23 protein-coding genes are annotated in these 24285 nt (G+C 70.5%); 15 read left to right on the top strand and 8 right to left on the bottom strand.

Annotated features, from left to right (window positions below; all coding sequences use genetic code 11):
- Positions 1-40: 40 nt before the first annotated feature.
- Positions 41-820, bottom strand: a complete 780-nt coding sequence (gene cofE, locus LQ757_RS02420) for a coenzyme F420-0:L-glutamate ligase (protein WP_231045608.1) — start codon at positions 818-820, stop codon at positions 41-43.
- A 119-nt stretch (positions 821-939) separates the two neighbouring features.
- Here cofE and LQ757_RS02415 point away from each other — a divergent pair, with 119 nt between their 5' ends.
- The 6 genes from LQ757_RS02415 (at position 940) to LQ757_RS02390 (ending at position 6405) form a co-directional block, all read left to right on the top strand.
- Positions 940-1335, top strand: a complete 396-nt coding sequence (locus tag LQ757_RS02415) for a DUF6264 family protein (RefSeq protein WP_231045607.1) — start codon at positions 940-942, stop codon at positions 1333-1335.
- Between the two features lie 57 nt (positions 1336-1392).
- Positions 1393-1998 carry a DUF6328 family protein gene (locus LQ757_RS02410; protein ID WP_231045606.1) on the top strand — a complete coding sequence of 202 codons (606 nt, stop codon included), beginning with the start codon at positions 1393-1395 and terminating at the stop codon, positions 1996-1998.
- 155 nt (positions 1999-2153) lie between these two features.
- On the top strand, positions 2154-3659 hold the full coding sequence (locus tag LQ757_RS02405) for a cell wall-binding repeat-containing protein (RefSeq protein WP_231045605.1): 1506 nt from the start codon (positions 2154-2156) through the stop codon (positions 3657-3659).
- Between the two features lie 93 nt (positions 3660-3752).
- Entirely contained in the window at positions 3753-4595 is an 843-nt protein-coding gene (locus tag LQ757_RS02400) for an exodeoxyribonuclease III (RefSeq protein WP_231045604.1), read from the top strand.
- 77 nt (positions 4596-4672) lie between these two features.
- The gene (locus LQ757_RS02395; protein ID WP_231045603.1) at positions 4673-5971 is read left to right on the top strand and encodes a serine/threonine-protein kinase; all 1299 of its coding nucleotides are present in this window, start codon (positions 4673-4675) and stop codon (positions 5969-5971) included.
- Positions 5968-6405 (top strand): hypothetical protein, encoded by a 438-nt coding sequence (locus tag LQ757_RS02390; protein WP_231045602.1) that lies wholly within the window; start codon positions 5968-5970, stop codon positions 6403-6405. Before LQ757_RS02395 ends, LQ757_RS02390 begins: the two co-directional genes overlap by 4 nt.
- A 94-nt stretch (positions 6406-6499) precedes the next feature.
- Here the strand turns inward: LQ757_RS02390 and LQ757_RS02385 are convergent, their stop codons facing one another.
- On the bottom strand, positions 6500-7339 hold the full coding sequence (locus tag LQ757_RS02385; protein ID WP_231045601.1) for an SDR family oxidoreductase: 840 nt from the start codon (positions 7337-7339) through the stop codon (positions 6500-6502).
- A gap of 49 nt (positions 7340-7388) precedes the next feature.
- On the opposite strand from LQ757_RS02385, the gene LQ757_RS02380 reads away from it, so the two are divergent.
- The 4 genes from LQ757_RS02380 to LQ757_RS02365 all read left to right on the top strand — a co-directional run bounded on the left by LQ757_RS02380 (position 7389) and on the right by LQ757_RS02365 (position 11151).
- A complete protein-coding gene (locus LQ757_RS02380; protein WP_231045600.1) occupies positions 7389-7883 on the top strand; it encodes a GNAT family N-acetyltransferase in 495 nt (164 codons plus the stop codon).
- Between the two features lie 159 nt (positions 7884-8042).
- Positions 8043-8927, top strand: coding sequence for an ABC transporter ATP-binding protein (locus LQ757_RS02375; RefSeq protein ID WP_372459616.1), 885 nt, complete (start codon positions 8043-8045; stop codon positions 8925-8927).
- Positions 8928-9036: 109 nt separating this feature from the next.
- The gene (locus LQ757_RS02370) at positions 9037-10071 is read left to right on the top strand and encodes an aliphatic sulfonate ABC transporter substrate-binding protein (RefSeq protein WP_231045599.1); all 1035 of its coding nucleotides are present in this window, start codon (positions 9037-9039) and stop codon (positions 10069-10071) included.
- Positions 10072-10173: 102 nt separating this feature from the next.
- Positions 10174-11151, top strand: coding sequence for an ABC transporter permease (locus LQ757_RS02365; protein ID WP_231045598.1), 978 nt, complete (start codon positions 10174-10176; stop codon positions 11149-11151).
- A 96-nt stretch (positions 11152-11247) separates the two neighbouring features.
- Here LQ757_RS02365 and LQ757_RS02360 read toward each other — a convergent pair whose 3' ends face one another.
- Both LQ757_RS02360 and LQ757_RS02355 read right to left on the bottom strand, forming a co-directional pair.
- A complete protein-coding gene (locus tag LQ757_RS02360) occupies positions 11248-12846 on the bottom strand; it encodes a polysaccharide deacetylase family protein (protein WP_231045597.1) in 1599 nt (532 codons plus the stop codon).
- Between the two features lie 95 nt (positions 12847-12941).
- On the bottom strand, positions 12942-13553 hold the full coding sequence (locus tag LQ757_RS02355; protein ID WP_231045596.1) for a TetR/AcrR family transcriptional regulator: 612 nt from the start codon (positions 13551-13553) through the stop codon (positions 12942-12944).
- 66 nt (positions 13554-13619) lie between these two features.
- Here LQ757_RS02355 and LQ757_RS02350 point away from each other — a divergent pair, with 66 nt between their 5' ends.
- Entirely contained in the window at positions 13620-15107 is a 1488-nt protein-coding gene (locus tag LQ757_RS02350) for a DHA2 family efflux MFS transporter permease subunit (protein WP_231045595.1), read from the top strand.
- A gap of 3 nt (positions 15108-15110) precedes the next feature.
- On the opposite strand, the gene LQ757_RS02345 is transcribed toward LQ757_RS02350, so the two are convergent.
- Positions 15111-15875, bottom strand: a complete 765-nt coding sequence (locus tag LQ757_RS02345) for a DNA alkylation repair protein (RefSeq protein WP_231045594.1) — start codon at positions 15873-15875, stop codon at positions 15111-15113.
- 107 nt (positions 15876-15982) lie between these two features.
- Entirely contained in the window at positions 15983-16534 is a 552-nt protein-coding gene (locus LQ757_RS02340; RefSeq protein WP_231045593.1) for a hypothetical protein, read from the bottom strand.
- A 354-nt stretch (positions 16535-16888) separates the two neighbouring features.
- Here LQ757_RS02340 and LQ757_RS02335 point away from each other — a divergent pair, with 354 nt between their 5' ends.
- The gene (locus LQ757_RS02335; protein WP_231045592.1) at positions 16889-18340 is read left to right on the top strand and encodes a DUF6421 family protein; all 1452 of its coding nucleotides are present in this window, start codon (positions 16889-16891) and stop codon (positions 18338-18340) included.
- 127 nt (positions 18341-18467) lie between these two features.
- Positions 18468-19157: an SDR family NAD(P)-dependent oxidoreductase gene (locus tag LQ757_RS02330; RefSeq protein ID WP_231045591.1), complete on the top strand. Its 690-nt coding sequence runs from the start codon at positions 18468-18470 to the stop codon at positions 19155-19157.
- Positions 19158-19196: 39 nt separating this feature from the next.
- Here the strand turns inward: LQ757_RS02330 and LQ757_RS02325 are convergent, their stop codons facing one another.
- Both LQ757_RS02325 and LQ757_RS02320 read right to left on the bottom strand, forming a co-directional pair.
- Positions 19197-19904, bottom strand: coding sequence for a hypothetical protein (locus LQ757_RS02325; RefSeq protein WP_231045590.1), 708 nt, complete (start codon positions 19902-19904; stop codon positions 19197-19199).
- 50 nt (positions 19905-19954) lie between these two features.
- Positions 19955-21253, bottom strand: coding sequence for an MFS transporter (locus LQ757_RS02320; protein WP_231046290.1), 1299 nt, complete (start codon positions 21251-21253; stop codon positions 19955-19957).
- Positions 21254-21544: 291 nt separating this feature from the next.
- On the opposite strand from LQ757_RS02320, the gene LQ757_RS02315 reads away from it, so the two are divergent.
- Entirely contained in the window at positions 21545-22996 is a 1452-nt protein-coding gene (locus tag LQ757_RS02315) for a Gfo/Idh/MocA family protein (protein ID WP_231045589.1), read from the top strand.
- A 20-nt stretch (positions 22997-23016) separates the two neighbouring features.
- Complete coding sequence (locus LQ757_RS02310; protein WP_231045588.1) at positions 23017-24222, top strand: beta-sandwich domain-containing protein; 1206 nt, start codon at positions 23017-23019, stop codon at positions 24220-24222.
- Positions 24223-24285: the final 63 nt, after the last annotated feature.

Raw genomic sequence — 24285 nt, 5'->3', positions numbered from 1 at the left:
TGGCGCGCCTACTCGACCGACGGGGGTATGCGGGTCGGCGCTACTCGGCGAGCGGACCCTCGGCCTGAGCCTCGTCGAAGCCCGCCCGGTAGCCCTCGTCGTAGGCCTCGTCGGCACCCTGCCGGAACAGGTCGCGCTCTGCGGGCCGCTGGATCGACCGTGCGCCGGGCAGGTCGAGGTCGCCGACGAACCGCCCGAGACCGCGCACGACCGCGACGGGCACTCCGGAGGACTTGCCCTTCACGAGCTCGGCCGCGCCTGCGAGCTGGTCGGCGACGCAGGGCATCGTGACGGCGAGGGCCTTGCCCGAGGCATCCGCCTGCCCGCGGAGGTCTTCGAAGACGTACACGCCGGCGGCGCCGATCGCGATGTCGGTCTGCCCCTCGCGCCACGGCCGGCCGAGCGTGTCCGACAGGATCACGCCCACGCGAGCGCCGGTGAGCGCGCGGAGGCCGGTCGCGAGCGCACGCGCAGAGGCGTCGGGGTCGACCGGCAACAGCAGCACGGTGCCCTCGGGGGCGTTCGAGGCGTCGACGCCCGCCGCCGCACCGATGATGCCCTGGCGGTTCTCGACGATGCGCGTGACGCCGCCCTCGTACTGGCGTGTCGCCACGACCCGCACGGTCTCTGCGCTGATCGCCTGCTCGCGGTCGGCAGCCTGCACGACGCGTCCTTCGGCCTTCGAGACGATCTTCGAGGTCACGACGAGTATGTCGCCGTCACCGAGCTCGGTCGCGCCGGCGATGACCGCGGCGAGGTCATCGCCCGGTGCGATCTCGGGAATGCCCTCGACACCCTCGATGCGATATTCCACGGCCACCCGCCCTCCCCTCGTGCTGCCTCGATCCTTGCAGCACCTGACGTGCCGATGCCATTATTCGGCTGGTGGGGCGTTTCTCAAGGGCCGGTCGCGGCTCCGAGGGCGAGAGGGGAGCCGGCATGACCGAGGCGGTCCAGCCGTACGATCCGAATCCTGCCGCAGCGCCGACGAAGCGGTCCGTCGTCGTGTGGGACCTCGTGCTCACCATCGTGCTGCTCGTGCTGATGGTCGGCGCGGCGCTCGTCGCGTCGTTCCTCTCGTTCTTCCTCGCGTTCGCGAGCGACTCATGCGGCGCAAGCGCGGTCTGCGATTACGACCGCATCGCGACCGGCATGCTCGTCGCGATGATCGGGCCGCTCGTCGTGGGGCTGGTCGCACTCATCGCCGCCGCCATCGTGCTCGTCCTGAAACGCATCGCGTTCTGGATCCCGATCGCCGGGATCGTGCTGGTCGCCGCCGTCTTCCTTGCAGGCGTCGCCCTGACCGCCTCGGGCGTCGCCACGGCGAGCGGGTAGCGCCTCGCCCGCGAAAGGGGCTTGATGCGGTGGGTGCCGCCGTGGCTACGATCGAACATGAACGCCCGTCACTCCGGCCCGATCGCACCGGAACCCGATCACGGTCCCGGCCCCGTGCCCGCGCCCTCCGACCAGGAGGTGCGGCCGGGCCTCCATCGCGACATCCGACCCGGTGATGGACGCGATGAGACGCCGAACGAGCGCAGCGATCGCAACTGGAACGACATCCTCCAGGAGCTGCGCGTCGCACTCAACGGCACCCAGCTCATCGGCGGCTTCCTGCTCGCGGTGGCCTTCCAACCGCGATTCGACGAGCTCGACACCTACCAGCTCACGCTGTACCTCGTGCTGGTGTCGCTGGCCGGCCTTGCGACCGTCGTCGGCCTGGCGCCCGTCACGCTGCACCGCACGCTCTTCCGACGACAGGTGAAGGAACGCGTCGTGCGCATCGGCAACAAGCTCCTCATCGGGCACCTGGTCGTCGTCGCACTGCTCGTGATCGGGGTGGCCAGCCTGATCTTCGACTGGGCCCTCTCGCGCACCGCCGGGATCATCGCGCTGGTCGTCGGCGTGATCGTGCTGGTCGCGCTCTGGGTGGTGCTGCCGCGCCTCGAGCTCGTGCGGGGCGGGGAGGACGACCCCGCGGACATCGCGGCGGAATAGCGGAGGAGGCATCCGCGGGCGGGCACGCCTCAACGCCCCGCGCATCGGTTCGGAAACGATACCCGTTCGGGGGGTGGCGCGGGGTACTCAGGAGTCCTTACGATGCCGCCTATGTGCGCCTGAATCGGCGCCCGAACCCTACGAAGGACAATTCAATGACCCGAACCCCTTCCGGCGTGCGCTGGCGGGCGGCAACCGCCGCGCTCGCGCTCTGCGGACTGCTCGCCGCCGGTGCGACCCCGGCATTCGCCGACGACGAAGTGTCGCAGCTGCGACTGCCTGCAGCGTCCGATACGTCGAGCGCATCGGTCGATGCGACCGACGACCCGCTGGACCTGCTCCGCGCGGATCCGCGTGAGGACAGCGCGCCCGTGCGCCTGGACACAGGTGACGGCGGATTCGTCGCCCGATCCGCGACGGCCACGGGTTCGATCTCCGGCACGGTCACGTACACCGACATCACGACCAAGCCGCTGAAGCCGCTCGCCACCGGGTACGTGGAGGTTCAGGACTGGGATGACGCGCGAGAGACCTACGTCTCCGTCGCCAGCGCCAAGACCTCGGCGACCGGCGCCTACACCGTGACCGGTGTCCCGGCGGGCACCTACCTGCTGGCGTTCTTCGACGACGCACCATCGGGCCTCAAGCCCGAGTTCTGGAAGGACGCGCCCGTCTCGGGCTGGGCGACCGAGGTGACCCTCGCCGACGGCGAGGCCGTCACCGGAATCGACGAGCGACTCGAGCCGATGCTCACCGGCTACATCGCGGGCACCGACCGCTACGCCACCTCCGCCGCGATCTCCCGCGAGGGCTTCCCCGCCGACGCACCGTGCGTCTACATCGCGTCGGGCGCGAACTTCCCCGATGCACTGAGCGCCGGGCCGGCCGCAGCCACGTGCGGCGGTCCGCTCCTGCTCGTGGCCCCGAACGCCATCCCGGCCGTCGTGGCCGCCGAACTCGACCGGCTGAACCCGGCCGAGATCGTCATCGCCGGCGGCACGGGCGCCGTCTCGAGTGCAGTCCAGACGAAGCTCAAGGCGTACTCGCCGGTCGTGCGTCGCATCGCCGGCGTCGACCGCTACGACACCTCGCGCAAGATCGTCGCCGACGCCTTCGACGCATCCCAAGTGGTGTGGGTCGCGACGGGGGCGAACTTCCCCGATGCCCTCGCGGCCAGCGCCGCCGCAGCACTCGAGAACTTCCCCGTGATGATCGTGCCGGGCACGGCCTCACGGATCGACGCGGCCTCGAAGGCGGCGCTCACGGCCCTCAACCCGCAGGTGGTGGCCATTGCGGGCGGCACCGGCGTGGTCAGCGCCGGCATCAGGTCGTCGATCTACGAGGTCGCTTCGGTCCAGGCCGTTGCGCGCTTGGGCGGCGTCAGCCGCTATGAGACGGCATCCATCATCAACAGCTTCATCTGGGACCCCGCTCAGAGCTGGTCGGTGTACGCGTGGCTCGTGAACGGCACCAAGTTCCCCGACGCGCTCTCGGGCGCGGCACTCGTGGGCCGCCACGGCGGGCCGATGCACGTCGTGCCTCCCACATGCACGCCCGCCCCCGTCGCGGACCACATCGCGGCCCTCGATGTGTACGAGACCTACCTGCTCGGGTACTTCGGGCAGCTCTCCTCCAACGGCAAGCCGTTCAAGCTGTGCTGATCGAGCGCTCAGCCTGATCGCCGACGGGCGCCGCACGACCGGGAGGTCGGGCGGCGCCCGTTGCTGTCGGACGGCTGCCATACGCTTGAGTCCATGCGCATCGCCACCTGGAACGTCAACTCGATCCGCACCCGCGTCGACCGTGTCGTCGACTGGATGGTGCGCGAAGACGTCGACGTGCTTGCGATGCAGGAGATCAAGTGCAAGGCCGAGCAGTTCCCTGCCGAGGCGTTCGAGGCGGCCGGCTACGAACTGGCCATCCACGGACTCAACCAGTGGAACGGCGTGGCCGTCGCGAGCCGTGCACCCATCACCGACGTCGAGACGACGTTCCCGGGCATGCCGGGCTTCCTGAAGGGCCACGAAGGCCCCGACCTGCCCAAAGAGGCGCGCGCGATGGGTGCGACCGTCGGCGGTGTGCGGCTGTGGAGCCTCTACGTGCCCAACGGGCGATCGCTCGGCGACCCGCACTACACCTACAAGCTCGACTGGCTCGCGGCGCTCACCGAGTACACGCGAGCCGAGACCTCCGCTCGCCCCGACGTGCCGTTCGCGCTCATGGGCGATTTCAACATCGCCCCGTTCGACGTCGACAACGGCGACCCGACCGTCATCGTCGGGCAGACGACCCACGTGTCGCCCGCCGAGCGCGAGGCGTTCTTCGCGCTCGAGCAGGCAGGGGTCACCGACGTGGCCCGCGCCCGGGTGCCCGAGGGCCTGTTCACCTACTGGGACTACAAGCAGCTGCGGTTCCCGCGCAACGAGGGCATGCGCATCGACTTCATCCTCGGCTCGGCGGCGTTCGCCGACGCGGTGACCGACGCGTCGATCCACCGCAACGAGCGCAAGGGCAACGCACCCAGCGATCACGTGCCGGTGCTCGTCGACCTCGCCCTCGGCGACGACGAGGCCGACCTGCCGATGATCTTCGGCTGACCCGGCGATCTTCGGTCGATTCGGCGATCTTGGGCCGATTCGGCGATCGTCCACCGAGTGCAGTTACCCTCGAAAGGGTGACGACCACTCCTGAGCCTGCGACCGTCGACTCCTTCACGGGGGTCGTGTTCGGTGGTCGCTACCGCATCGACGGGCTCATCGGCCGCGGCGGCATGGCGTCGGTGTACCGCGGCACCGACACCGCGCTCGGGCGTTCGGTCGCCGTGAAGGTGTTCGCCGAGGCGGCCGAGGGCATCGACGACGCCGCGCGCCGCCGCTCGGAGGTGGCGCTGCTCGCGAGCGTCGAGCACCGCGCGCTCGTGCGGCTCTACGACGCCGCCCACGACGATCCGACCGGTCGCGAATACCTCGTCATGGAGCTCGTCGACGGTCACGACCTGCGCGAGACCCTTCGATCGGGGCCGGTGGGGGCCGCCGATGCCGCGGGCCTCGCGGCCGACCTCGGTGAGGCGCTGCACGTGATCCACGCACGGGGCATCGTGCACCGCGACGTGAAGCCGGCGAACGTGCTGCTCGAACCTGCGCACCTGCCCACGCGCTCGTGGAACGCGAAGCTCGCCGACTTCGGCATCGCGCGCCTCATCGACGACGCGCGAATCACCCGCACCGGGCTGCTCATCGGCACGCCGGGCTTCCTCAGCCCCGAGCAGGTGAGCGGTGAGGCCGCGGGCAGCGCGACCGATGTCTACGCCCTCGGACTGCTGCTGCTCGAAGCCCGCACCGGTCGCCCCGCATTCCCCGGGTCCGCCGGCGAGGCGGCGAGCGCGCGCCTGGTGCGCGACCCCGACGTCCCCGACGCGTTCGGGCGCGGGTGGGTCGACCTGCTGCGCGCGATGACCGCCCGCGACCCCGGCGCACGGCCGACGGCGCTCGAGGTCGCGGTCGCCGCGGCAGCGCTCGACCACGGGTCATCCGCATCCGCATCCGCATCCGCCGGTGCCGAGTCCGCATCCACCGCCGCGGTCGCCGACGCCGCCACGGTCGCCGTGGGCGCTCCCGATGACGGAACGGCCCCGACGAGACGGCTGACGGCGCCGGCCTCTGCCCCCGTGGCAAGTGCGGCCGACGACGACCCGGTTGCGACCGCGCAGACCCGGGTGATGACGGCGCGCGACGTCGCGCCGCCGGTGCAACCGCCGCCGAGTCGGCGCCCGCGAAAGCGTCGCCGGGCGCCGGTCGTCGCGACCCTCGTCATCGTCGCTGCCGTGGCGATCGCAGGCGCGCTGTTTCTGCCCGGGCTCATCGCCGCGCAGAATCCGGAGCCCGCGGCACCCGAACCCCTGCCGACACTCCCGGCGGAGCTCAACGAACTCGGCGAGCATCTTCGGCAACTCGATGAGGCGGTGACCCCATGACACATCTGAGAATCGCGCTGACGGCGACGGCCATGTCGGCCGCGCTCGCCCTCGGCCTCGGCGGATGCGCTGCGGCGCAGCCCTCGGCATCCGAAGGACTGCGCGACTCGGTCGTGCAGATCGCGCAGCGCGCGAGCGTCGAGGACTTCACCGGAGCGATGGCCGAACTGCTGCTGCTCGAACGGTCCGTCGATGCCGCGGTCGCCGCAGGAGAGCTCGATGGCGCTCGCGAGGCCGAGATCCGAGCGGCGATCGAACTGGTCCGCGCCGACCTCGACGCTGCGGCGACGCCCACGCCGACACCGACCCCCACGCCGACCGATGGCGACAACGACGGCGACGGCGACAACAGCGGTCCGGGCAACAGCGGCGACAACCGCAACGACGGCAACGGCAAGAAGGACAAGGGCGGCGACGGAGACGAGGACGACTGAACCTGCGGTGCCGCTCACGTCGCTCTGACCGCGTTGCGTGCGGTCTGACCGTGCGTTGCGGGCGATGCCGCAATGCGGTCGATCGCCTGACCGGTCAGCCGCGGCCGGTGAACCGCTCCATGGTGCGATAGACGCCGAACCCGTCGCCCACGATGCGATCGAACGCGCGCGTCGGCAGCAGGCCGCGCAGCGCGCGGGAGACCCCGACGCTCCAGGGCAACTGCACGAGCGGGCGACCCGCGAGCATGGCGCGCCACACCCGGTCGACGACGTACTCGGGCTCGAGGATCGGCGCGAGCACCGGCCTGCGGGCACCCGCGAACATGCCTGTGGAGATGTAGCTCGGGGTCACGGTCGTGACCTTCACGTTGCCGTGGTCGGCCTGCTCGAGTTCGAGCCGCAGCGAGTCGCTCCACCCGATGAGCGCGGCCTTCGACGCGGCGTAGACCGCCATGCGCGGGTTGGCGTGGGTGCCGGCCGCCGAGGCGATGTTCACGATGCGGGCCTCGCGGTAGGCGTTCGCGATCATCCCCGGCAGGAATTCGCGCGTGATGTACATGGGCGCGAGCGCGTTGACCTGCATCGTCGGTCGGGTGTCGTCGCCGTTGTCGGTCGCCCAGAAGTAGCGGTTGCCGCGCACGATGCCCGCGTTGTTGATGAGCACGTCGGGGTTGCCGACGTCTTTGCGCACCTTCTGCGCGGTCTTCGCGATGGCGCCGAGGTCGCCCACGTCGACGACGTACGACGAGATGCGGGTGCGGCCCCGCGAGACCGCGCCCAGCGCGTCGACGGTGCGTGCGAGGGTGGCCGAGTCACGATCCCAGAGCGTGACGGATGCCGCACGCTCGGCCACCGCGCGTTCGGCGTACATGCGCCCCATGCCACCGGCCGCACCCGTGATGAGCACTCTCGCGCCACGCACCGTTCTCGTCATCCCTCCATCTTCGCGCAGCCGCACGAGCGGTCGTGGCACGATGGGGGCCATGGCCGCCGAGACTGCTTCCATCACCCTCGCCCCGAAGACCGACGCGCAGCTCGAGCGCTGGCTCGTCGAATCGATGGCCGAGTACGAGAAGGCCCGTGTCGCCGCGGGTGACACCCCCGAACAGGCGATCGCGGCGCGGAAGGAGTCGGAGGCGCGGTTCTTCCCAGGCGGCCGGCCGACCGCGGGCCAGCTCATCTTCACGGTGCTCGTCGACGGCGACGATGCGGGCTGGCTGTGGATCGGGCCCTGGAAGGACACCGACGGCGACGGCGGTGACGGCGACCCGTGGTGGGTGTGGGACATCCGCGTGCACGATGCCTTCCAGCGCCGCGGAATCGGCCGCGCGACGATGATCGAGGCCGAGCGGATCGCCCGTGAACACGGCGCCGCGTCGCTCGGGCTCAATGTCTTCGCCTACAACGTGCCGGCGATCAGGCTCTACGAGAGCCTCGGGTACCTCACGACATCGCTGCACATGTTCAAGGACGTCTGACCCTTCGGGCCGGCCGGCCGTCGGGCGGGCGGGCGGTCGCCCCTCGATCACCCCGAGCCGCCCGCGCCTCTGTTACGTCGCGGGTCGTCGCCGCTCACCGCTGCGCAGCCCCTCGATTAGTTTCGGGACATCCCCCAGTCCCGTCCGCGAGGAGCAGTGGTGACCACGTCATCCGCAGGCAATGAGCCGACCGCCTCGGCGGTCGCGCGCGCAGCCGGCGATGTCGTGACCGCGGCACCGATCTCGTTCCACGGGGTCGGTCGCGCGTTCGGCACGGGCGATTCGGTGCGGCCCGTGTTGCGCGACATCGACCTCGACGTCGCTGCCGGCGAGATCGTCGCGATCCTCGGGCCGAGCGGCTGCGGCAAGTCGACACTGCTGCGCATCGCGGGTGGTCTCGATCGGCCGTCCGACGGTGTCGTCGCGATCGACGGCAGCGTGGTCGCACCGTTCGACGCCCGCTCGGCGGTGGGGTTCCAGGAGCCGCGGCTGCTGCCGTGGCGCACGATCGCCGGAAACATCGCCCTCGGCCTGCCGCGGGGAACGGCACGCGACGCCGGCCGCGCGCACGTCGCCCGCCTGCTCGAACTCGTGGGCCTCGCCGACTTCGCCGAGCACCGGCCGCGCGAGGTCTCGGGCGGCATGGCGCAGCGCACGTCCCTGGCCCGCGCGCTCGCGCGCAACCCCGCGGTGCTGCTGCTCGACGAACCGTTCGGCGCGCTCGACGCCCTGACCCGCCTGAAGATGCAGGACCTCCTGCTCGACGTGCACGCGGCCGAGCCCACCACGGTGCTGCTCGTCACGCACGACGTCGACGAGGCGCTGCAACTCGCCGACCGGGTCATCCTGCTCGGAAACGACGGCGACCGGCCCGGCGCTCGCATCCAGCACACGGTCGTCGTGCCGGGGACCCGCCCGCGCGACCGCGGCTCGGCAGAGCTCGCCGAGCTCCGCGGGCGCCTGCTCGACGGACTCGGCATCGACCGCCACGGCTCCGCCCGCGGCGTGGCGGCGACGACCACCATCCCGCACTACCCGTACTGACCGCCGAACGCCGATCGAGTAGGCCGAAGGCCGTATCGAGATCACCGCACCAGGTCTCGATACGCGCCTCCGGCGCTACTCGACCGGCGAGAACCCGAAGGAGTCCACCTTGTCCCGTACCCCGTTCCTCCGTTCCGCGCTCGTCGCGGGCGCCGCCACCGCGGCGCTGCTGCTCTCGGGCTGCGTCGCCGGCGAGGGGCAGGCGGCCGAACCGGCGCCCGCCGAGTCCGGCGAGGCCGCCTCGCTCGAGGGCCAGACGCTCAACATCGACTTCGCGACGTACAACCCGCTGAGCCTCATCATCAAGGACCAGGGCTGGCTCGAAGACGCCGGCCTCGAGGTCACCTGGGTGCAGTCGGCGGGGTCGAACAAGGCCAACGAGGCGCTGCGCGCAGGCGCGATCGACGTCGGCTCGACGGCCGGCTCGGCCGCCCTGCTCGCACGTTCGAACGGTTCGCCGATCCAGGTCATCGACATCTACTCGCAGCCCGAGTGGGCGGCGCTGGTCGCGCCGGCCGGCTCGTCGATCGACTCGGTCGACGCCCTGAAGGGCAAGCAGGTCGCCGTCACGAAGGGCACCGACCCGTACTTCTTCCTGCTGCAGTCGCTCGAGGCCGAGGGTCTCGCGCCCGAGGACATCACGGTGCAGAACCTGCAGCACGCCGACGGCTGGGCGGCCCTGCAGAACGGGTCGGTCGACGCGTGGTCGGGCCTCGACCCGATCATGGCCGGTGCCGAAGAGACGGGTGCGACGCTCTTCTACCGCAACGTCGACTTCAACAGCTACGGCTTCCTGAACGCGACCGAGGCGTTCATCGCCGAGAAGCCCGAGGTCGCCCAAGCGGTCGTCGACGCCTACGAGACCGCCCGCGCCTGGGCCGAGGAGAACCCCGAGGAGACCGCCGCGATCCTCGCCGAGGTCGCCGGCCTCGACGCAGCCGTCGCGACCAAGGTCATCGACGAGCGCACCAACCTCGACGTCGACCACGTGCCCGGTGAGGCGCAGGTCGCGGTGCTCGAGAAGATCGGGCCGATCTTCGTCGAGCTCGGCGACGTCGCGAATCAGCAGCAGGTCGACGAGGCGCTCGCGAGCCTCATCAACGACACGTTCGCCACGCAGGCCGACGCGGCCCGCTTCCAGTAGCACCGGACGCACTCCGGGGGTCGTTTCGCGCCAATCCGACCGCGATTCGACGCAGGATGTGGCGCGAAAGCACCCCCGGAACGCGGGAAAGGACGCAGAGGAATGAGCAAGGCGGATGCCGCGACCACAGCTGCGCGAGCGTCGGCGTCGGTCGACCGCGAGTTCGCAGCGCCCGTGACGCAGGATGGGCTCGGGGTGGCCGTGGCGGGCCAGCTCGGGCCGTCGGGTGTCGACCGCCCCGAACGGCTGCCGGGCTCCGGCATCGGCGGGCCGGCCGGCGAGGGAACGGCCCTCCCGGCGTCATCCGGCGGCCGTCGCCGTCTCGTCGACCGCCGGTGGTTCCGCATCGTCGGTGGTGCACTCATCCCGGTCGCGCTCCTCGTCGCGTGGCAGCTCGTGTCGACGAGCGGGCTCGTACCGGTGTCGATGCTGCCGACGCCCGAGATGGTGTGGCTCGCCGCCGTCGACCTCGCCGAGCGCGGGCTGCTCGGCCTCTACGTCGCCATCTCGACGCAGCGCGTGTTCCTCGGCTTCGCATTCGGCGCGGCGCTCGGCCTCGCCTTCGGCGCCGTCGTCGGGCTCTCGAAGCTCGGTGACATCCTGCTCGCCCCCACGCTCGGCGCGATCCGCGCGGTGCCGTCGCTCGCGTGGGTGCCGCTGCTGATTCTCTGGTTCAAGATCGGCGAGGACTCGAAGGTCATCCTCATCGCGATCGGCGCGTTCTTCCCCGTCTACACGATCGTGGCGGCAGCCCTGCGACACGTCGATCGGCAGCTGCTCGAGGCTGGCCGGGCGTTCGGGCTGCGCGGCCTCTCGCTGTTCACGACCGTGCAATTGCCCGCGGTCGTGCCGTCGGTCATCTCGGCCCTGCGTCTCGCGCTCGCGCAGGCTTGGCTGTTCCTCGTGGCCGCCGAGCTCATCGCGAGCTCGATGGGCCTCGGGTTCCTGCTCGTCGACTCGGGCAACAACGGTCGCATCGACCGCATCTTCCTGGCCATCATCCTGCTCGCCGTGCTCGGCAAGCTCACCGACTCGCTCGTGGGACTCTTCGAGCGCTGGGCGGTCAGGCGATGGGCGTGAACGGCACACCGTCGAGTCCTGATTGCCAACTCAGGAGAGTTGCACTGATTCCCCGGCACACGAGGGCAGAGAGCCCGATCTCCTGAGTCGCGCCGCTCAGCGCGGCCCGTGCGACACGGTCTGCCCGGCGGCGGGGAGCGTGCCGCCGAACTGTTCGGTCACGGTCGCGAGCGTGAAGCCCCGATCGCGCAGGCCGTCGACGACGTCGGGAACGGCCGCGACGGTGCCCGAATGCGTGTCGTGCATGAGGACGATGCTGCCGCGCGACGACTCCCCCACCGCGCGCTCGGCGACCACCTCACTGCCGGGTTCGGTCCAGTCGAGCGTGTCGACGTCCCACAACACGATCGGCAGGCCGACCACGCCGCGGACCCGCTTGTCGACATCGCCGTAGGGCGGGCGCAGCGATCGGGCCGTGACACCGGTGGCGGCCGCGATCGCGGTCTGCGTGCGCTTGACCTGAGCGCGCACCTCGGGGTCGGGCAGCTTCGTGAGGGCAGGGTGGTTCCAGGTGTGGTTGCCGAGCTCGTGCCCTTCGGCGACGAGTCGCTTCGCAACCTCGGGACGCTTCTCCACGTTCACGCCCTGCAGGTAGAACGTCGCCGGTGCGCGCCACTCGTGCAGCAGGTCGATGAGGCCGTCCGTGAGCGAGGTCGGGCCGTCGTCGAACGTGATCGACGCGCACGCGACGAGGGTGCAGTCGATCGGGTCGGCCGCCGCGGGCGCGTCGGCGACGCGGAACGGCGCGCCCCCGGCTACCGCTGCGTGCACGGCGGCACCGAACGGGCTGAGGAACGGCGCGAGCAGCCGCGCCGGCACGAGCACCGAAACCAGTCGGCGCCCGAGCCCGTCGGGCGTCGGCTCGAGCGGCACCTGCACGACGAAATCGTCGGCGGTGACGACGGTGTCGGCGAGCATCGTTCGAGCCGCCTCGGGCGGGAGTGCGGCGAACGGGTCGGACGTCGTGGGCGCGAATCCGCCATCGCGCAGCCCCTCGGCGAGCAGCGCGAGCACGCGGTGCTCGGCGCCCGGCCGGTACAGGGCCGAGCCGTCGCCGAACTCGCCGGTCGCGACATCCGCGTACCAGGCGGTGCGCTCGAGCGGCGCGGCCGATCGGCCGTCGCGCCGCAGCACGCTGATCCGCTCCCCGACGACCGAGCCGGCCGCCGCGACGATCTGGCAGTCGACGGTGAGGCTCACGCCGGTCGGTGGGGTGAGCGGATGCTGCGCGCACGCCGATCCCACGCCACCCGGTGCGATGTCGACGCCCGGCGTCCAGGCCACGCCGTGCGCGGCGGCCGCACCGCGCGCGAGGTCGGCGAACCGCGCGTCGAGGGCGTCACCGAATGCGGTGACTCCCGCCGGGGTCGCCCAGCGCACCACCACCGCGAAGTCGGGTGCCGCCATCGCCGCAAGCCGGGCCACGAGCCCAGGCGCTGTACCGGGGCCCAGCCGCGGAAGGCGGTAGCCGAGGTCGGCACGCGGCTGCAGGGGCGTCGACGTCGTCGACCCCTCGCCCGGGTCCGACGCGCCAGGGCTCTGCGGCGCGTCGGACTGATCAGACCCTGCCGTCGACGCGGGCGTGCGCCCTGCCTGGTCGTCGATGCCCGGTGGAACGATGCCGCACCCGGCGAGGGCGAGCAGCGCGACGAGTCCGACCCCCGTCCGCCACCGGCTCCGCCGACCGCGCCCCATGCGGCCACCCTAGGCGACGTTTCCTCAGGACTCGGCCGATTCGCCCGGGTCGACGGAATCAGCCGCCCGCCGGGATCAGCCGGCCGAGCGGAGGGTCACCAGGGTTCGCCTACCTGCGGCATCAGCTCGCGCACCCGGGCGACAGCGTCGGGAAAGCACGCGTCGAGCACCTCGGTGACCGATTTCTCGGTGCCGTACGCGCCGACCAGGCGCAGCCCGACGATCGCGTTGATGAGCATGCCGCCGGCCATGAATTCACGGGTCTCCTCCTCGGAGAATCCCGCCTCGTCACGGACGAACCGCCAGATTCCGTTGAAGCCGTCGCGTGCGACCGGCCCGATCTCGGGGTCGCCGCCGAGTGCCGTGGAGTTCGCGATGACCGGCAGCATGCCGCGTTCGGAGAGCAGCCCGGCATAGGCGGCCCCCATGCGCTTCAGCCGTTCGTCGGGTGGGCCCGGCAGCACTCGGCTGAACTCGCTGATGATCCGTTCATACGCCCGCTCGATCACGGCGATGTAGAGCTTCGCCTTCGTGCCGAAGAGCCGCACGACGTAGGGCTGGCTCACGCCGGCGGCGCGCGCGACCTCGTCGGTCGTCGTGCCCACGTAGGAATTCGCGCCGAACACCGCGGTGGCGGCCTCGAGAATGAGCTCGCGGCGCTCGGCCGCCTTCATTCGCGGAGCCGTCTGCACATTCTGCGTCGTCATGCTTGACATGTTATCAGTCGATTACTACTCTCCAAGTAATCATTCGATAACAACTCAGGAGCAACCATGTCCACCGTCCTCGATGCCTCGCCGGCCAGCCCCGCGCGACCGTCGTCCACGCGGCGACCGAGCGCCCTGTGGCTCGTACTCGTCGCCACCGCCGTTCCGACCTTCATGGCCACCCTCGACAACCTCGTGATGACGAACGCCCTGCCCGTGCTGCACGCCGAGTTCGGGGCATCCGTCGAAGAGCTGCAATGGTTCATGAACGCGTACACGCTCGCGTTCGCGAGCACGATCCTCATGGCGGTCGCACTCGGCGACCGCTACGGCCGGCGAACCGTCTTCGTCATCGGCATCGTCGTCTTCACGGTCAGCTCGGCCTTCGCGGCGCTCTCGACCGACTCCGGTCAGCTCATCGCGGCCCGCGCCCTGCAGGGTTTCGGCGCCGCAGCGATCATGCCGCTCTCGCTCACGCTGCTGGCGGGCGCGGTGCCACTCGCCCGCCGTGCGCTCGCCATCGGCATCTGGGGCGGCGTCACCGGCCTCGGCGTCGCCACTGGGCCGCTCATCGGCGGCGCCGTGCTCGAGGGCTGGGCCTGGCAGGCGATCTTCTGGATCAACGTCCCCGTCGGCGTCATCTCGGTCGCGCTCGCGCTCATCGCGCTGCCCAACAGCTTCGGCGCCCGCCTGCGCGCCGACGTCGTCGGCCTCGTGCTCTCGGGTGTCGGCCTGCTCGCACTCGTCTACGGCATCGTGCGCGGCAACGACGCGGGCTGGGACAGCCTCGAGGTCCTCGCCAGCCTGATCGCCGGGGGCATCCTGCTCACCGCATTCGTGGCCTGGGAGGCACGGACCGCCGCGCCCCTGCTGCCGCTGCGCCTCTTCCGCAATCGCAGCTTCACCGTTGCGAACCTCGCGGGCTTCGGCTTCAGCTTCGGCGCGTTCGGCTCGATCTTCATCCTCATCCAGTTCCTGCAGGTCGTGCAGGGCGCGACCCCGCTCGAGGCCGCGCTGCAGACCTCGCCATGGACCCTCGCGCCCATGGTCGTGGCACCCCTCGCCGGGCTCATCGCCCCGCGGGTCGGCACTCGCGCCCTCATCGTGGCGGGCCTGACGCTCCTCGGCGCTTCGCTGTTCTGGCTGAGCGGCCTGCTCGACGCCGACCTCTCGTATGCGAACTACGTGGCGCCGTTCCTCATCGCCGGCGTCGGCATGGGGCTCGTGTTCGCACCGTCGGCGACGGCGGTGCTCGCGGGCATGGCCGCTGACGACCACGCCAAGGCGAGCGGCACGAACTCGATGCTGCGCGAGGTCGGCGTCGCGCTCGGCATCGCCGTGTCGACCGCGGTGTTCACGGGAGCCGGCGGCGCACTCACGCCCGTCGACTACTCGACCGGCGCCCAGCCCGCGGTGCTCGTCGGAGCGGCGGCGCTCATCGCGTCGGCGCTGGTCGCGCTGCTGCTGCCGGCCGGCCGCGGGTCCGACCGGGCCGAGCCGGGTGATCAGCCCGAGCCCGCGACATCCGATGCCGAACTCGCCGTGGCGCGCTGAACGTCAGCGCATCGCGCGATAGGCGGCGCGCTCGGCGGGCGTGAGGTGCTCGGTCGCATAACTCAACATCGTGCGCGGCATGCGCGGGGCGTACTCGTCGAGGAATCCGGTGAGCGCGCCCCGCGCGACGCGCTTGCCGAGCTCGCGAAGCATCCAGCCGACGGCCTTGTGCATGAGGTCTTCGCGATCGTCGAGCAGACGAGGCGCGAGCCGGAGGATGGGCGCGCCGTCGCCCGCCTTGATGAAGGCGAACGTCGCGAGAACGGCAACGCGCCGCTCCCAGAGCGAGTCGGATGCCGCGAGCTCGTCGAGCAGCGCATCGTCGCCCCGCCCCGACTCACGGAGGAACTCACCCACGAGCGAGTCGGCCGACGCGTCGACGAGGTCCCAGTTGTTCACCCGGTCTCGGCGCACCGCGTCGAGGTACGCCAGGTTCAGGCGCTCACGTGCCGCATCGTCGCGAGTGCGAAACGCGCTCGCGACGCGGAACTGCCGCACCATGACGAGCAGCGCGGCCAGCCGGTGCTCGTGCACGGGGCTGTCGAGCAGGGCGGATGCCTCGGCGAGGGGCATCCGCTCGAATCGCCGAACGATCGCACGGGTTGCAGGAACGCGCACGCCGACGAACACATCGCCCTCGCCGTATTGGCCCGGCCCGGTCTTGAAGAAGCGCTGCAGGAATGCGGCGTCGTCGTGATCTCCCGCGGCGTCGATCGCAGCGGCGAGGGCGCGTGCGGTCAGTTCGGGCGATTCGGATGCGGCTGCCACATGCCGCACTCTATCGACGCGCACCGACGGGGCGGCGACCGCAGACGAGAAGCGGGGCCGAGCCATCGGCTCGGCCCCGCTTCTCGTGGTGGCGTCTTGCAGTGGGGTCACCACTGCTGTTCCGGGTGCTGGGCACGGCGCTCTTCGTCGGCGACGCGCTTGAGCGCATCCTCCTCGAGCTGCGCGCGGTACGCCTCGGCCTGCTTGGCGAGGCGGTCGCCCTGTGCTTCGGCGGCAGACACGTCGGGGGTCACGCTCTGCTGCTTGTCGAGGCGCATCGCCTCGGCCTGCTGGGCGAGGCGCTGACCCTGGGCCTGAGCTGCAGACCCGCGGGGGGAAACGCTGGTCTGCTTGTCGAGGCGGATCGCCTCCTGCTTGGCTGCGGCGGCGCCGCCGACCGCGATTCCGACCGACGACTGCTTGTCGGCGCGGATCGCTTCGTTGGCGGCGAGCTTGCCGGCCTCGAGCGGAACCGAGTTCTGGCGAGCGCGGAGCTCCGCCGACTCGCGACGCTGGGTGTCGGCCTGGCTCTGCAGCGAGGTGATGCTCGACTGCCCGGAACCTGCGTCGACCTGTCCGCGTACTCCGGCGCAGCCGCTGACCAGCACGATGAGTGCCACGGCGCTGAGTGCTACTGCGCCGGTCTTCTTGGTGTTCATGGCTCTCTCCTGTTCTATTGGGGGTATGGAGAACTGAACATCGCTCACGTTATGGACGCAGGAATCGTGCGTCATCGGGACCCGCACCGGTATCGCCATCGGGAATGCCACCACTCCGGTACTGGTGCTGGCATGGATGGGCACCCGTGCCAGCGCTGAGCCGACCGGCGCCGAATGGCGCAGTCGGCCCGTTGCGTGCGATGGCGATCTCAGGCGTGGATTCTTGCGTTCACGCAGGAATCCCGCGTCGCACCGCAAGCAATCGCACAGGGATCGCTCGTAGCCTTGAGGTGTGCGGCGAATCGCGCCGCGACCACACCAACGCAGATCCCCTCACGAGGAACGGAGGTTCACATGTCGAACACCACCATCGACGCCGTCGTCGGCGAACCCGAGGTCCTCGAAGACGAGGTCACGGCAGCCCACATCGCGCTCGCCGCAGACGTCGAGACCGACCCCGCGTGGCTCGCGCTCAAGCAGGCGGCCACTGCGCTGCAGTCGCTGCAGGTGAAAGACGGCTCGGTTCCCGACGAGGCCGCCAGGCCCGAGGCATCCGCGCTCGTCGACACCATCGTCGAGTCGGTCGCCGCTCTCGCCCCGAGATTCCCGCACGAGGCGGCGTACCTCGAGGCGCTGCAGGCCGACTTCCGCAAGTGGCAGGGCGAGGGGCTCGGCGTGCCCGACTTCCTCGACTCGCTCGTCGAGTTCCAGCCGCAGCGGCATCGTGTCGACGGCATCCGGCACCTCGTGGTGTTCCCCATGTACACGCAGAACGGCTCGACCGATCGGCACGTCGAGGCGCTCGTCGTCGAGACGATCTGGCCCGAGTTCATCGCCGCGCTCGAGGCAGGCGACTACAGCAACAAGCTGTTCGTCTCGCTCCGGCTCGTGGACTTCACCCCCGGGTACGACACGAACTCTGCGGTGCTGTTCCCCGAGACGGTCGCGATGCGCGAGATTCCGACGTTCACGTGGGGCGCGATCTTCCAGGACCGCGAGGCGGCGCGCTACCGCCGGGTCGTCCGCGCGGCGTCGGAGATCACGAAGCTCGAGCTGCCCGACGACGCGGCGACGCTGCTCGACGACCAGGGGCTCGCCGAGCGCACGTTCGTGATGTGGGACATCATCCACGACCGCACGCACATGCGCGGCGACCTGCCGTTCGACCCGTTCATGATCAAGCAGCGCATGCCGTTCTTCCTGTACTCGCTCGAGGAGCTGCGGTGCGACCTCACCGCGTTCCGCGAGTCGGTGAAGATCGAGCGGGGCCTGAACGCGCGTCTCGCCGCGGGCGAAGAGCTCACCGAGGTCGAGGAGCAGATGCGCTCGACCGGCAAGCTCGTGCAGTACGCCGTGATCTTCGACCGCATCTTCCGGTTCGCAATCACGGGTTCGCGCGTGCGCAACTACGACGGGCTCGGCGGCCAGCTGCTGTTCGCGTGGCTGCACCAGAAGCACGTGCTCGAGTGGACCGACGTCTCGCTCAGCTTCGACTGGGCGGCCGTGCCCGACGCGGTCGTCGAACTCGGCGATGCCATCGACGAGCTGTACTGGAAGTCGATCGACCGGCCGAAGACGGCCCACTGGCTCGCCGCGTACGAACTCGTGCGCAGCGTGCTCACGCCGAACCCGGCGTCGATGTGGGCCGAAGGCCTGCCTCGCGAGGTGCTCGCCGGCCCGCCCAAGGGCTACACCGACCTCGTGATGGACGACGAGTTCCCGCTGTCGATGTTCTTCGAGGCACTCGACAAGAAGATGAAGCCCGTCATCGAGTCGACCGTCGGCATCACGGCCGCCGACGCCTGACCCACTCCCGTCGGTCGAGTAGCGCCGAGCGCGTATCGAGACCACGAGGCCGCGAACACCTCCGGCCCGTAACGTGGTCTCGATACGCTGCGCTACTCGACCGACGAAGCTCGAAGGGGAGCTCAACATGAACGATCTTGCGAACCGCACCGTCCTCATCGCGGGAGCGACGAGCACCTCCGGCCGGGCGGTCGCTCACGCCCTGCTCGACGCCGGGGCCCGCGTGGTCGCCGTCGGCAGCGACGAGGGCCGCATCCGTGAGCTCGAGGCCGAGCTGCCCGGCATTATCGGCGAGCACGCCGACCTGACCGACGGCGACGAGGTGCTGGAGCTGTCGATGCGGGTGCGCGCTCGGACCGGCGACGTCGACGGCGTGATCCACCTCGTCGGCGGTTGGCGCGGCGGCGGCGGCATCATGGGCCAGACCGAAGAGGACTACCGTTTCCTCGAGCGGTCGTTCACGGCGCTCCGGTATGTGAGCCGCGTGTTCTGGCAGGACATGATCACCTCGACTGCCGGTCGCATCGTCATCGTCTCGTCGGTCACCGTCGAGTCGCCGACACCCGGAAACGCGAACTACGCGGCCGTGAAGGCGGCGAGCGAGTCGTGGATGCGATCGCTCGCGCACGGCTTCGCGCCCCGTCCGGTCGACGCCGTCGGCGCACAGATGCCTCGCGAACCCGGCGGGGGAGCCGCCGTCACGTTCCGGGTGAAGTCGCTCGCGGGCCTCGAAGACCGGCTCGCGACATCCGTCGTCGACCTCTGGCGGGCAGAGGCCGCGGAACTGAACGGCGCTGTCATCGAATTGCGCCCCTGACCGCCGCACCCGCGGCCGCCGACGGATCGGGTTGGAACGTCAGTTCGTGCCGCCGGTGAGGTGCACCGCGTAGCCCCAGCAGCCCGCCTTCTGCCAGTCGTAGTCGGCACCGAGGCCGGAGTCGCCGTACAGCGCGAGCTCCCACGCGGAGTACTCGTCGGAGGTCAGGTCGGCGGGCATCGGCGGGAAGCGGTTCGACGACGCCGACTTCGGGTTCCACCACTCCCAGTAGAGGTACTCGTGCCCGGCGGAGACCATGCAGTCGCGCACGATCTCCTGGAACGCGAGCCACTGCCTGCGCTGCTCGGGCGGAGGCGGGGGCGTGGTGCCGTCGGGGTTCGGGTCGACCGAGTCGGGCCCGCCCGGCGCGGGGTGGCCGGCTGCCGGATCGTCGGGGATGGGCGTGGGTGTCGGCGTGTCGCCCGCGGGCGGCTGCACCGACGGCGGGGTCGTGGGCTCGGTCGGCTGTGGCGACGGGGCGGGACTCGGCTCGGCCGGCGGTGGCGCCGGCTCGGGCGGGACGATCGGTTCGTCGACGGCGTCGCCGCCCGTCGCCCCGTCGGTCGGCGACTCGGTCGCCTCGCCCTCGCTCACCTCGAATCCGCCCGAGGAGTTCGGCGCAGGGTGCGTCAACCGGGCGTCGTAGAAGACGGGCGCACCGGTCGTCGCAGCGGCCGCCCCGGCGAACACCGCGGCCAGGAGGGCGAGCGTGACCCCTCCGCTCAAGACCAGCAACTTCTTGCGCATGCCACACCCCCCGTTTCGGTGTCATCGCGTAACCGGCTTATCCGGACATGCTAACCGCGATCGCCCTCACCGGAAAGCGGGATGTCGGCCGGGGACTCCGCCGACGGCTGGAGGTCGGTCGCCACGTCGGCGGCGGGGTGCTGCCGCCGGCTCAGCCACAGGAACGGCGCCGCGAGCACCTGGATGCCGCCGCTCAGGATCAACGAGCCCGGATACCCCCAGATGTCGGCCGAACGGCCGAGCACCGGCTGGATCACGGCACCGCCGGTGCTGCCGAGCAGCGAGTCGAACGACAGCACGGTGGCGCGCTGGGCCGACGGGATCATGTCGTTGAGGTAGGCCCGCTGCACCGGGCCCGAAGCCGCATCGACGAGCCCCCAGATGATGAGCAGGGCGAAGGCGACCCAGAAGTTGCGGTTCACTCCCAACGCGACGAGCATCAGGCTGCTCACGACGACGCTGAGGATGATCGTGGTCGTGCGACGGCGGAATCGGCTGCGCACCCACGGAGCCATCCACCCGCCGATGACCTGCGAACCGGACAGGATCGCCGCGGCGAGCCCGGCGATCGTGTAGGCGCCCGAGTCGCCCCACAGTTCGACGAGATACGGCTGCAGCGCGTAGAACACGTAGAACCCGACGCCGGTCGTGAAGAACGACGCGAACATGACGAAGCGCACCGCGGGTCGGCGCAGCCCGTACTTCACCGACTCCCGCATCACGCGCTTGGTGGCCTGCCACGGATGCGCCCGCCCGGCCGGGGTGAAGCCCATGTCGCGCATCACGAACGCGGCGAGGATGAACATCAGCACGAGGATGACCGCCCTGAGCACGAACGGCACCCCCAGGTCGGTGAGTTGCGCCACGGCGCCGCCGGCGAGCGAGCCGACGAACATCGCCGCACCCGACACCGCCATGCCCCGGCCGAACACGCGCTCGAGGCTGCCCGTGTACCCCGTGGCGGTGAGCGCGTCGACGAGCCACGCCTCGACCGCACCCGAGAAGAACGTGAACCCGAGGCCGAGCAGCACCGACACGACCGCCCATGCCCAGAACGGCGAGTGCATGACCCAGAGCAGGTAGTACAGCGCCGTCGTCACCGCGAGCGTGACGGTGCCGAGGAGGTACGACATGCGCCGCCCGAGCGTGTCGGCCACGACGCCGGTGGGCACCTCGAAGATGACCATGCCGGCCGAGAAGAACGCGTTGGCGGCGAACGCCTCGAGATTCGTGAGACCCGCGTCGAGCAGGAACAGCGTGTTCACGCCCCAGATCAGCGACGCGGCGAGCGTGTTGCCGACGAGCAGCGTGAAGTACACGCCCTGCACCCGTCGCGCTGCGTGGTTCACCGTCGCTGCGTCGCTCACACCCGACCTCGTCGACCAGACACGACCCCCATCTTCCTCCTGAGCACCGACAGCGGGAAGGGCATGTCGTCATCCGACGGAGCCGATCTGCGATCTCGCTCGGTGTCGTCATGACGTCATCCGCGTGACCGAATTACCCCGAAACCTCCGGCGAATTCTGCATTTTCATGATCGAAATAACCAATTTCCAATCATCTATTGACAGAGATCGCTCATCTACGTCAGTGTGCTCAGCAATATCCACACCGTTCTCTGGGGAGTGCAATGACGCGTATGTTCACCAGTCCGCGCGAGAAGGTCGACTCGACGAACGACCTCCATTCCGTGGCATCCGGATTCACCCGCCGCAACCTCATCGGAGGCGCACTGGCCGGGGTCGCACTCGCGGCCACGATGACGTCGGGCGCCGCAACCGCGGCCGCGCCGTTGCGCAGGAACGGCTCCTCCTCGATGGCGAACGAGCCGTTCCAACCGGTCGACATCGTGAAGATCGGCCTGATCGGCCTGGGCAACCGCGGCATGGGCATGCTCGGCAGCTGGGTCAGCGTGCCCGGCGCGCAGGTCGTCGCCGTATGCGATGTCCGAGCCGATCGGGCGACACGCGCCGCCGACCGCGTCGCGAATGCCGGCAAGCCGCGCCCGCGCGAGTACGGCGGCTCCGACCAGTCCTTCCAGAAGATGCTCGACACCGAGGAACTCGACCTCGTGTACATCGCGACGCCGTGGGAGTTCCACTACGCGCAGGGCAAGGCCGCGCTGCGCGCCGGTGCGCACGTCGGCGTCGAACTGCCGATCGCGACCGAGCTCGACGAGCTCTGGGATCTCGTCGACACGAGCGAACAGACGCGCAAGCACCTGTTCCTCATGGAGAACTGCTCGTACGGGCGCAACGAGCTCGCGATGCTCAAGATGGCCCACGACGGCGTGTTCGGCGACATCACGAGCGGACATGGCGGATACCTGCACGACCTGCGCGCCCTGCTCTTCAACGACGGCTACTACACCGACGACTGGCGCCGGCTGTGGCACACCCGGAGCACCGCGAGCTTCTACGCGATGCACGGGCTCGCCCCGATCGCGGCGGCGATGGACATCAACCGCGGCGACCGCTTCACCACCCTCTCGGCGACGGCGACCGCGGCGAAGGGCCTCGCGGACTACCGCGAGCGCTTCGTATCGCGCGATCACCGCTCGTGGAAGGAGGAGTACATCAACGGCGACCTCGTCACCTGCATGATCAGCACCGCCAAGGGGCGCGTGGTGCGCGCCGAGCACAACGTGAGCCAGCCTCGCCCGTACAGTCGGATCAACACGATCGAGGGCAGTCGCGGCATCTTCGAGGACTACGTCGGCGGCGACGCGACGGGGGCTCGGATCTACTCGGAGCCCCGCCACGGCGGGGACACCTGGCGGGGCGCGAGCGCGTTGCGCGCCGAGTTCGACCACTGGCTCTGGAAGGACCTCGAAGGGCCTGCGGCCGGGGGCGGCCACGGCGGAATGGACTACATCCTGCAGTGGCGCATCGTCCAGCAGATGCGCACCGGCCAGGTGCCCGACATCGACGTCTACGACTCGGCGGCCTGGTGCGCGCCGGTTCCGCTCAGCGTGATGTCGCTCGAGAAGGGCGGGCGTCCGGTCGAGGTGCCCGACTTCACCCGTGGCGAGTGGAAGAAGCTCCGCCTCGGCCTCGACTCCGTCCGCAGCACGATGCCCGCCGTCGTCTGAGCAGCGCAGGAAGGAAACCCATGAACACGAAACTCATCCGTCGCGGCGCCATCGCCGGGCTCGTCCTCGCAACGACACTCGCGCTGTCGGCGCAGGCGGCCTTCGGGGCGACCCCCGGCGAACCGGTCCCCACCGATCCTCAGGTCGTCACCGAGACGCCGGCCGCCGCAGAGGATGCCGCTCCCGAACGATCGACGGCTGCCGAGGCGTCGACCGCAGCCGAAGAGTCGACCGCAGCCGAGGAGTCGACCGCCCCCGAAGAGACGGCCGCAGCCGAGGAGTCGACCGCAGCCGAGGAGACGTCCGGCACGGATGCGCCTGAGGATGCCGAGGAGGCACCCGCCCCCGAGATCGCCCTCGACATCAGCGAGATCAGCCTCGACGGCCCGGCGATCGCCGAGGTCGACGTCACCGTGGTCAACGACTCGGCCACCGCGATGCGTTCGGTCGCCGTGACCTTCGAGGGTCCGGTCGGCTGGCAGGTCGCCGTCGTCGAAGACGACCTCGGGAGCATCAAGCCGGGCACGAGTGAGACGGCGACGTTCCAGGTGCGCATCCCCGAGAAGCGGCCGGGCTTCGAACTCCGAGTGTTCACTGCCGAGGCGACCTACAAGGGCGGCGACGGCGCCGGCAGCGCGACCTCGTCGCGTGCGGTGCCCACGGCGGCCCCGCTCGACAACCTCGCGACGGCGTTCAACAACGTCGGCATCACGAGCGAGAGCGCGACGACCGCAGGCGCCTTCGACAACGAGGGCAACAGCTTCTCGGCCGAGAAGCTCGCCGCTGCCGGCGCCGGAAAGGGGGCGGAGCTCGACGTCCTCGGCGCGACGCTTCAGATGCCGTCCGTCGATCCGGGCACCCGCGACAATGTCGCCGCGGCGGGTCAGGCGGTTCGCGTGCAGGGCGCAGGCGAGCGTCTCGTGTTCCTCGGCTCGGGGTCGAGCACGGCCGCGACGGGCACCGTCACGGTGTACTACAGCGACGGCACCGTCGGAACCGGGAGCATCGGGTTCCCGAACTGGTCGTTCCACGCGGCCGACGCGCACGGTGCTCAGCTCGTCGTGTCGACGAACGGTCGCAACCGCCCGAGCGGGTACGGCGACTCGGCGTACCAGTACCGGATGTTCGCGCACTCGGTGCCGCTCGACGCGGGCAAGACAGTCGAGTTCGTCGTGCTGCCGGGCAACTCCTCGATGCACATCTTCGCCATGGGCATCGCACCCTGATCGTCCGAAGAGGGGACGGGGCGGTGCGGGAGCGGATCCCGCACCGCCCATTTTCATGCCCTC

The sequence above is a fragment of the Agromyces cavernae genome, from assembly GCF_021044935.1.
Taxonomy (GTDB): Bacteria; Actinomycetota; Actinomycetes; order Actinomycetales; family Microbacteriaceae; genus Agromyces; species Agromyces cavernae.
This window is presented reverse-complemented; position numbering and strand designations above follow the sequence as displayed.

Coding starts and splice junctions, on each gene's coding strand:
- LQ757_RS02365 (WP_231045598.1), top strand. CDS start 10,174: ATGAGCAAGGCGGATGCCGCGACCACAGCTGCGCGAGCGTCGGCGTCG.
- LQ757_RS02415 (WP_231045607.1), top strand. CDS start 940: ATGACCGAGGCGGTCCAGCCGTACGATCCGAATCCTGCCGCAGCGCCG.
- LQ757_RS02400 (WP_231045604.1), top strand. CDS start 3,753: ATGCGCATCGCCACCTGGAACGTCAACTCGATCCGCACCCGCGTCGAC.
- LQ757_RS02410 (WP_231045606.1), top strand. CDS start 1,393: ATGAACGCCCGTCACTCCGGCCCGATCGCACCGGAACCCGATCACGGT.
- LQ757_RS02325 (WP_231045590.1), bottom strand. CDS start 19,904: ATGCGCAAGAAGTTGCTGGTCTTGAGCGGAGGGGTCACGCTCGCCCTC.
- LQ757_RS02385 (WP_231045601.1), bottom strand. CDS start 7,339: ATGACGAGAACGGTGCGTGGCGCGAGAGTGCTCATCACGGGTGCGGCC.
- LQ757_RS02310 (WP_231045588.1), top strand. CDS start 23,017: ATGAACACGAAACTCATCCGTCGCGGCGCCATCGCCGGGCTCGTCCTC.
- LQ757_RS02360 (WP_231045597.1), bottom strand. CDS start 12,846: ATGGGGCGCGGTCGGCGGAGCCGGTGGCGGACGGGGGTCGGACTCGTC.
- LQ757_RS02335 (WP_231045592.1), top strand. CDS start 16,889: ATGTCGAACACCACCATCGACGCCGTCGTCGGCGAACCCGAGGTCCTC.
- LQ757_RS02355 (WP_231045596.1), bottom strand. CDS start 13,553: ATGACGACGCAGAATGTGCAGACGGCTCCGCGAATGAAGGCGGCCGAG.
- LQ757_RS02390 (WP_231045602.1), top strand. CDS start 5,968: ATGACACATCTGAGAATCGCGCTGACGGCGACGGCCATGTCGGCCGCG.
- LQ757_RS02315 (WP_231045589.1), top strand. CDS start 21,545: ATGTTCACCAGTCCGCGCGAGAAGGTCGACTCGACGAACGACCTCCAT.
- LQ757_RS02380 (WP_231045600.1), top strand. CDS start 7,389: ATGGCCGCCGAGACTGCTTCCATCACCCTCGCCCCGAAGACCGACGCG.
- LQ757_RS02405 (WP_231045605.1), top strand. CDS start 2,154: ATGACCCGAACCCCTTCCGGCGTGCGCTGGCGGGCGGCAACCGCCGCG.
- LQ757_RS02330 (WP_231045591.1), top strand. CDS start 18,468: ATGAACGATCTTGCGAACCGCACCGTCCTCATCGCGGGAGCGACGAGC.
- LQ757_RS02350 (WP_231045595.1), top strand. CDS start 13,620: ATGTCCACCGTCCTCGATGCCTCGCCGGCCAGCCCCGCGCGACCGTCG.
- LQ757_RS02340 (WP_231045593.1), bottom strand. CDS start 16,534: ATGAACACCAAGAAGACCGGCGCAGTAGCACTCAGCGCCGTGGCACTC.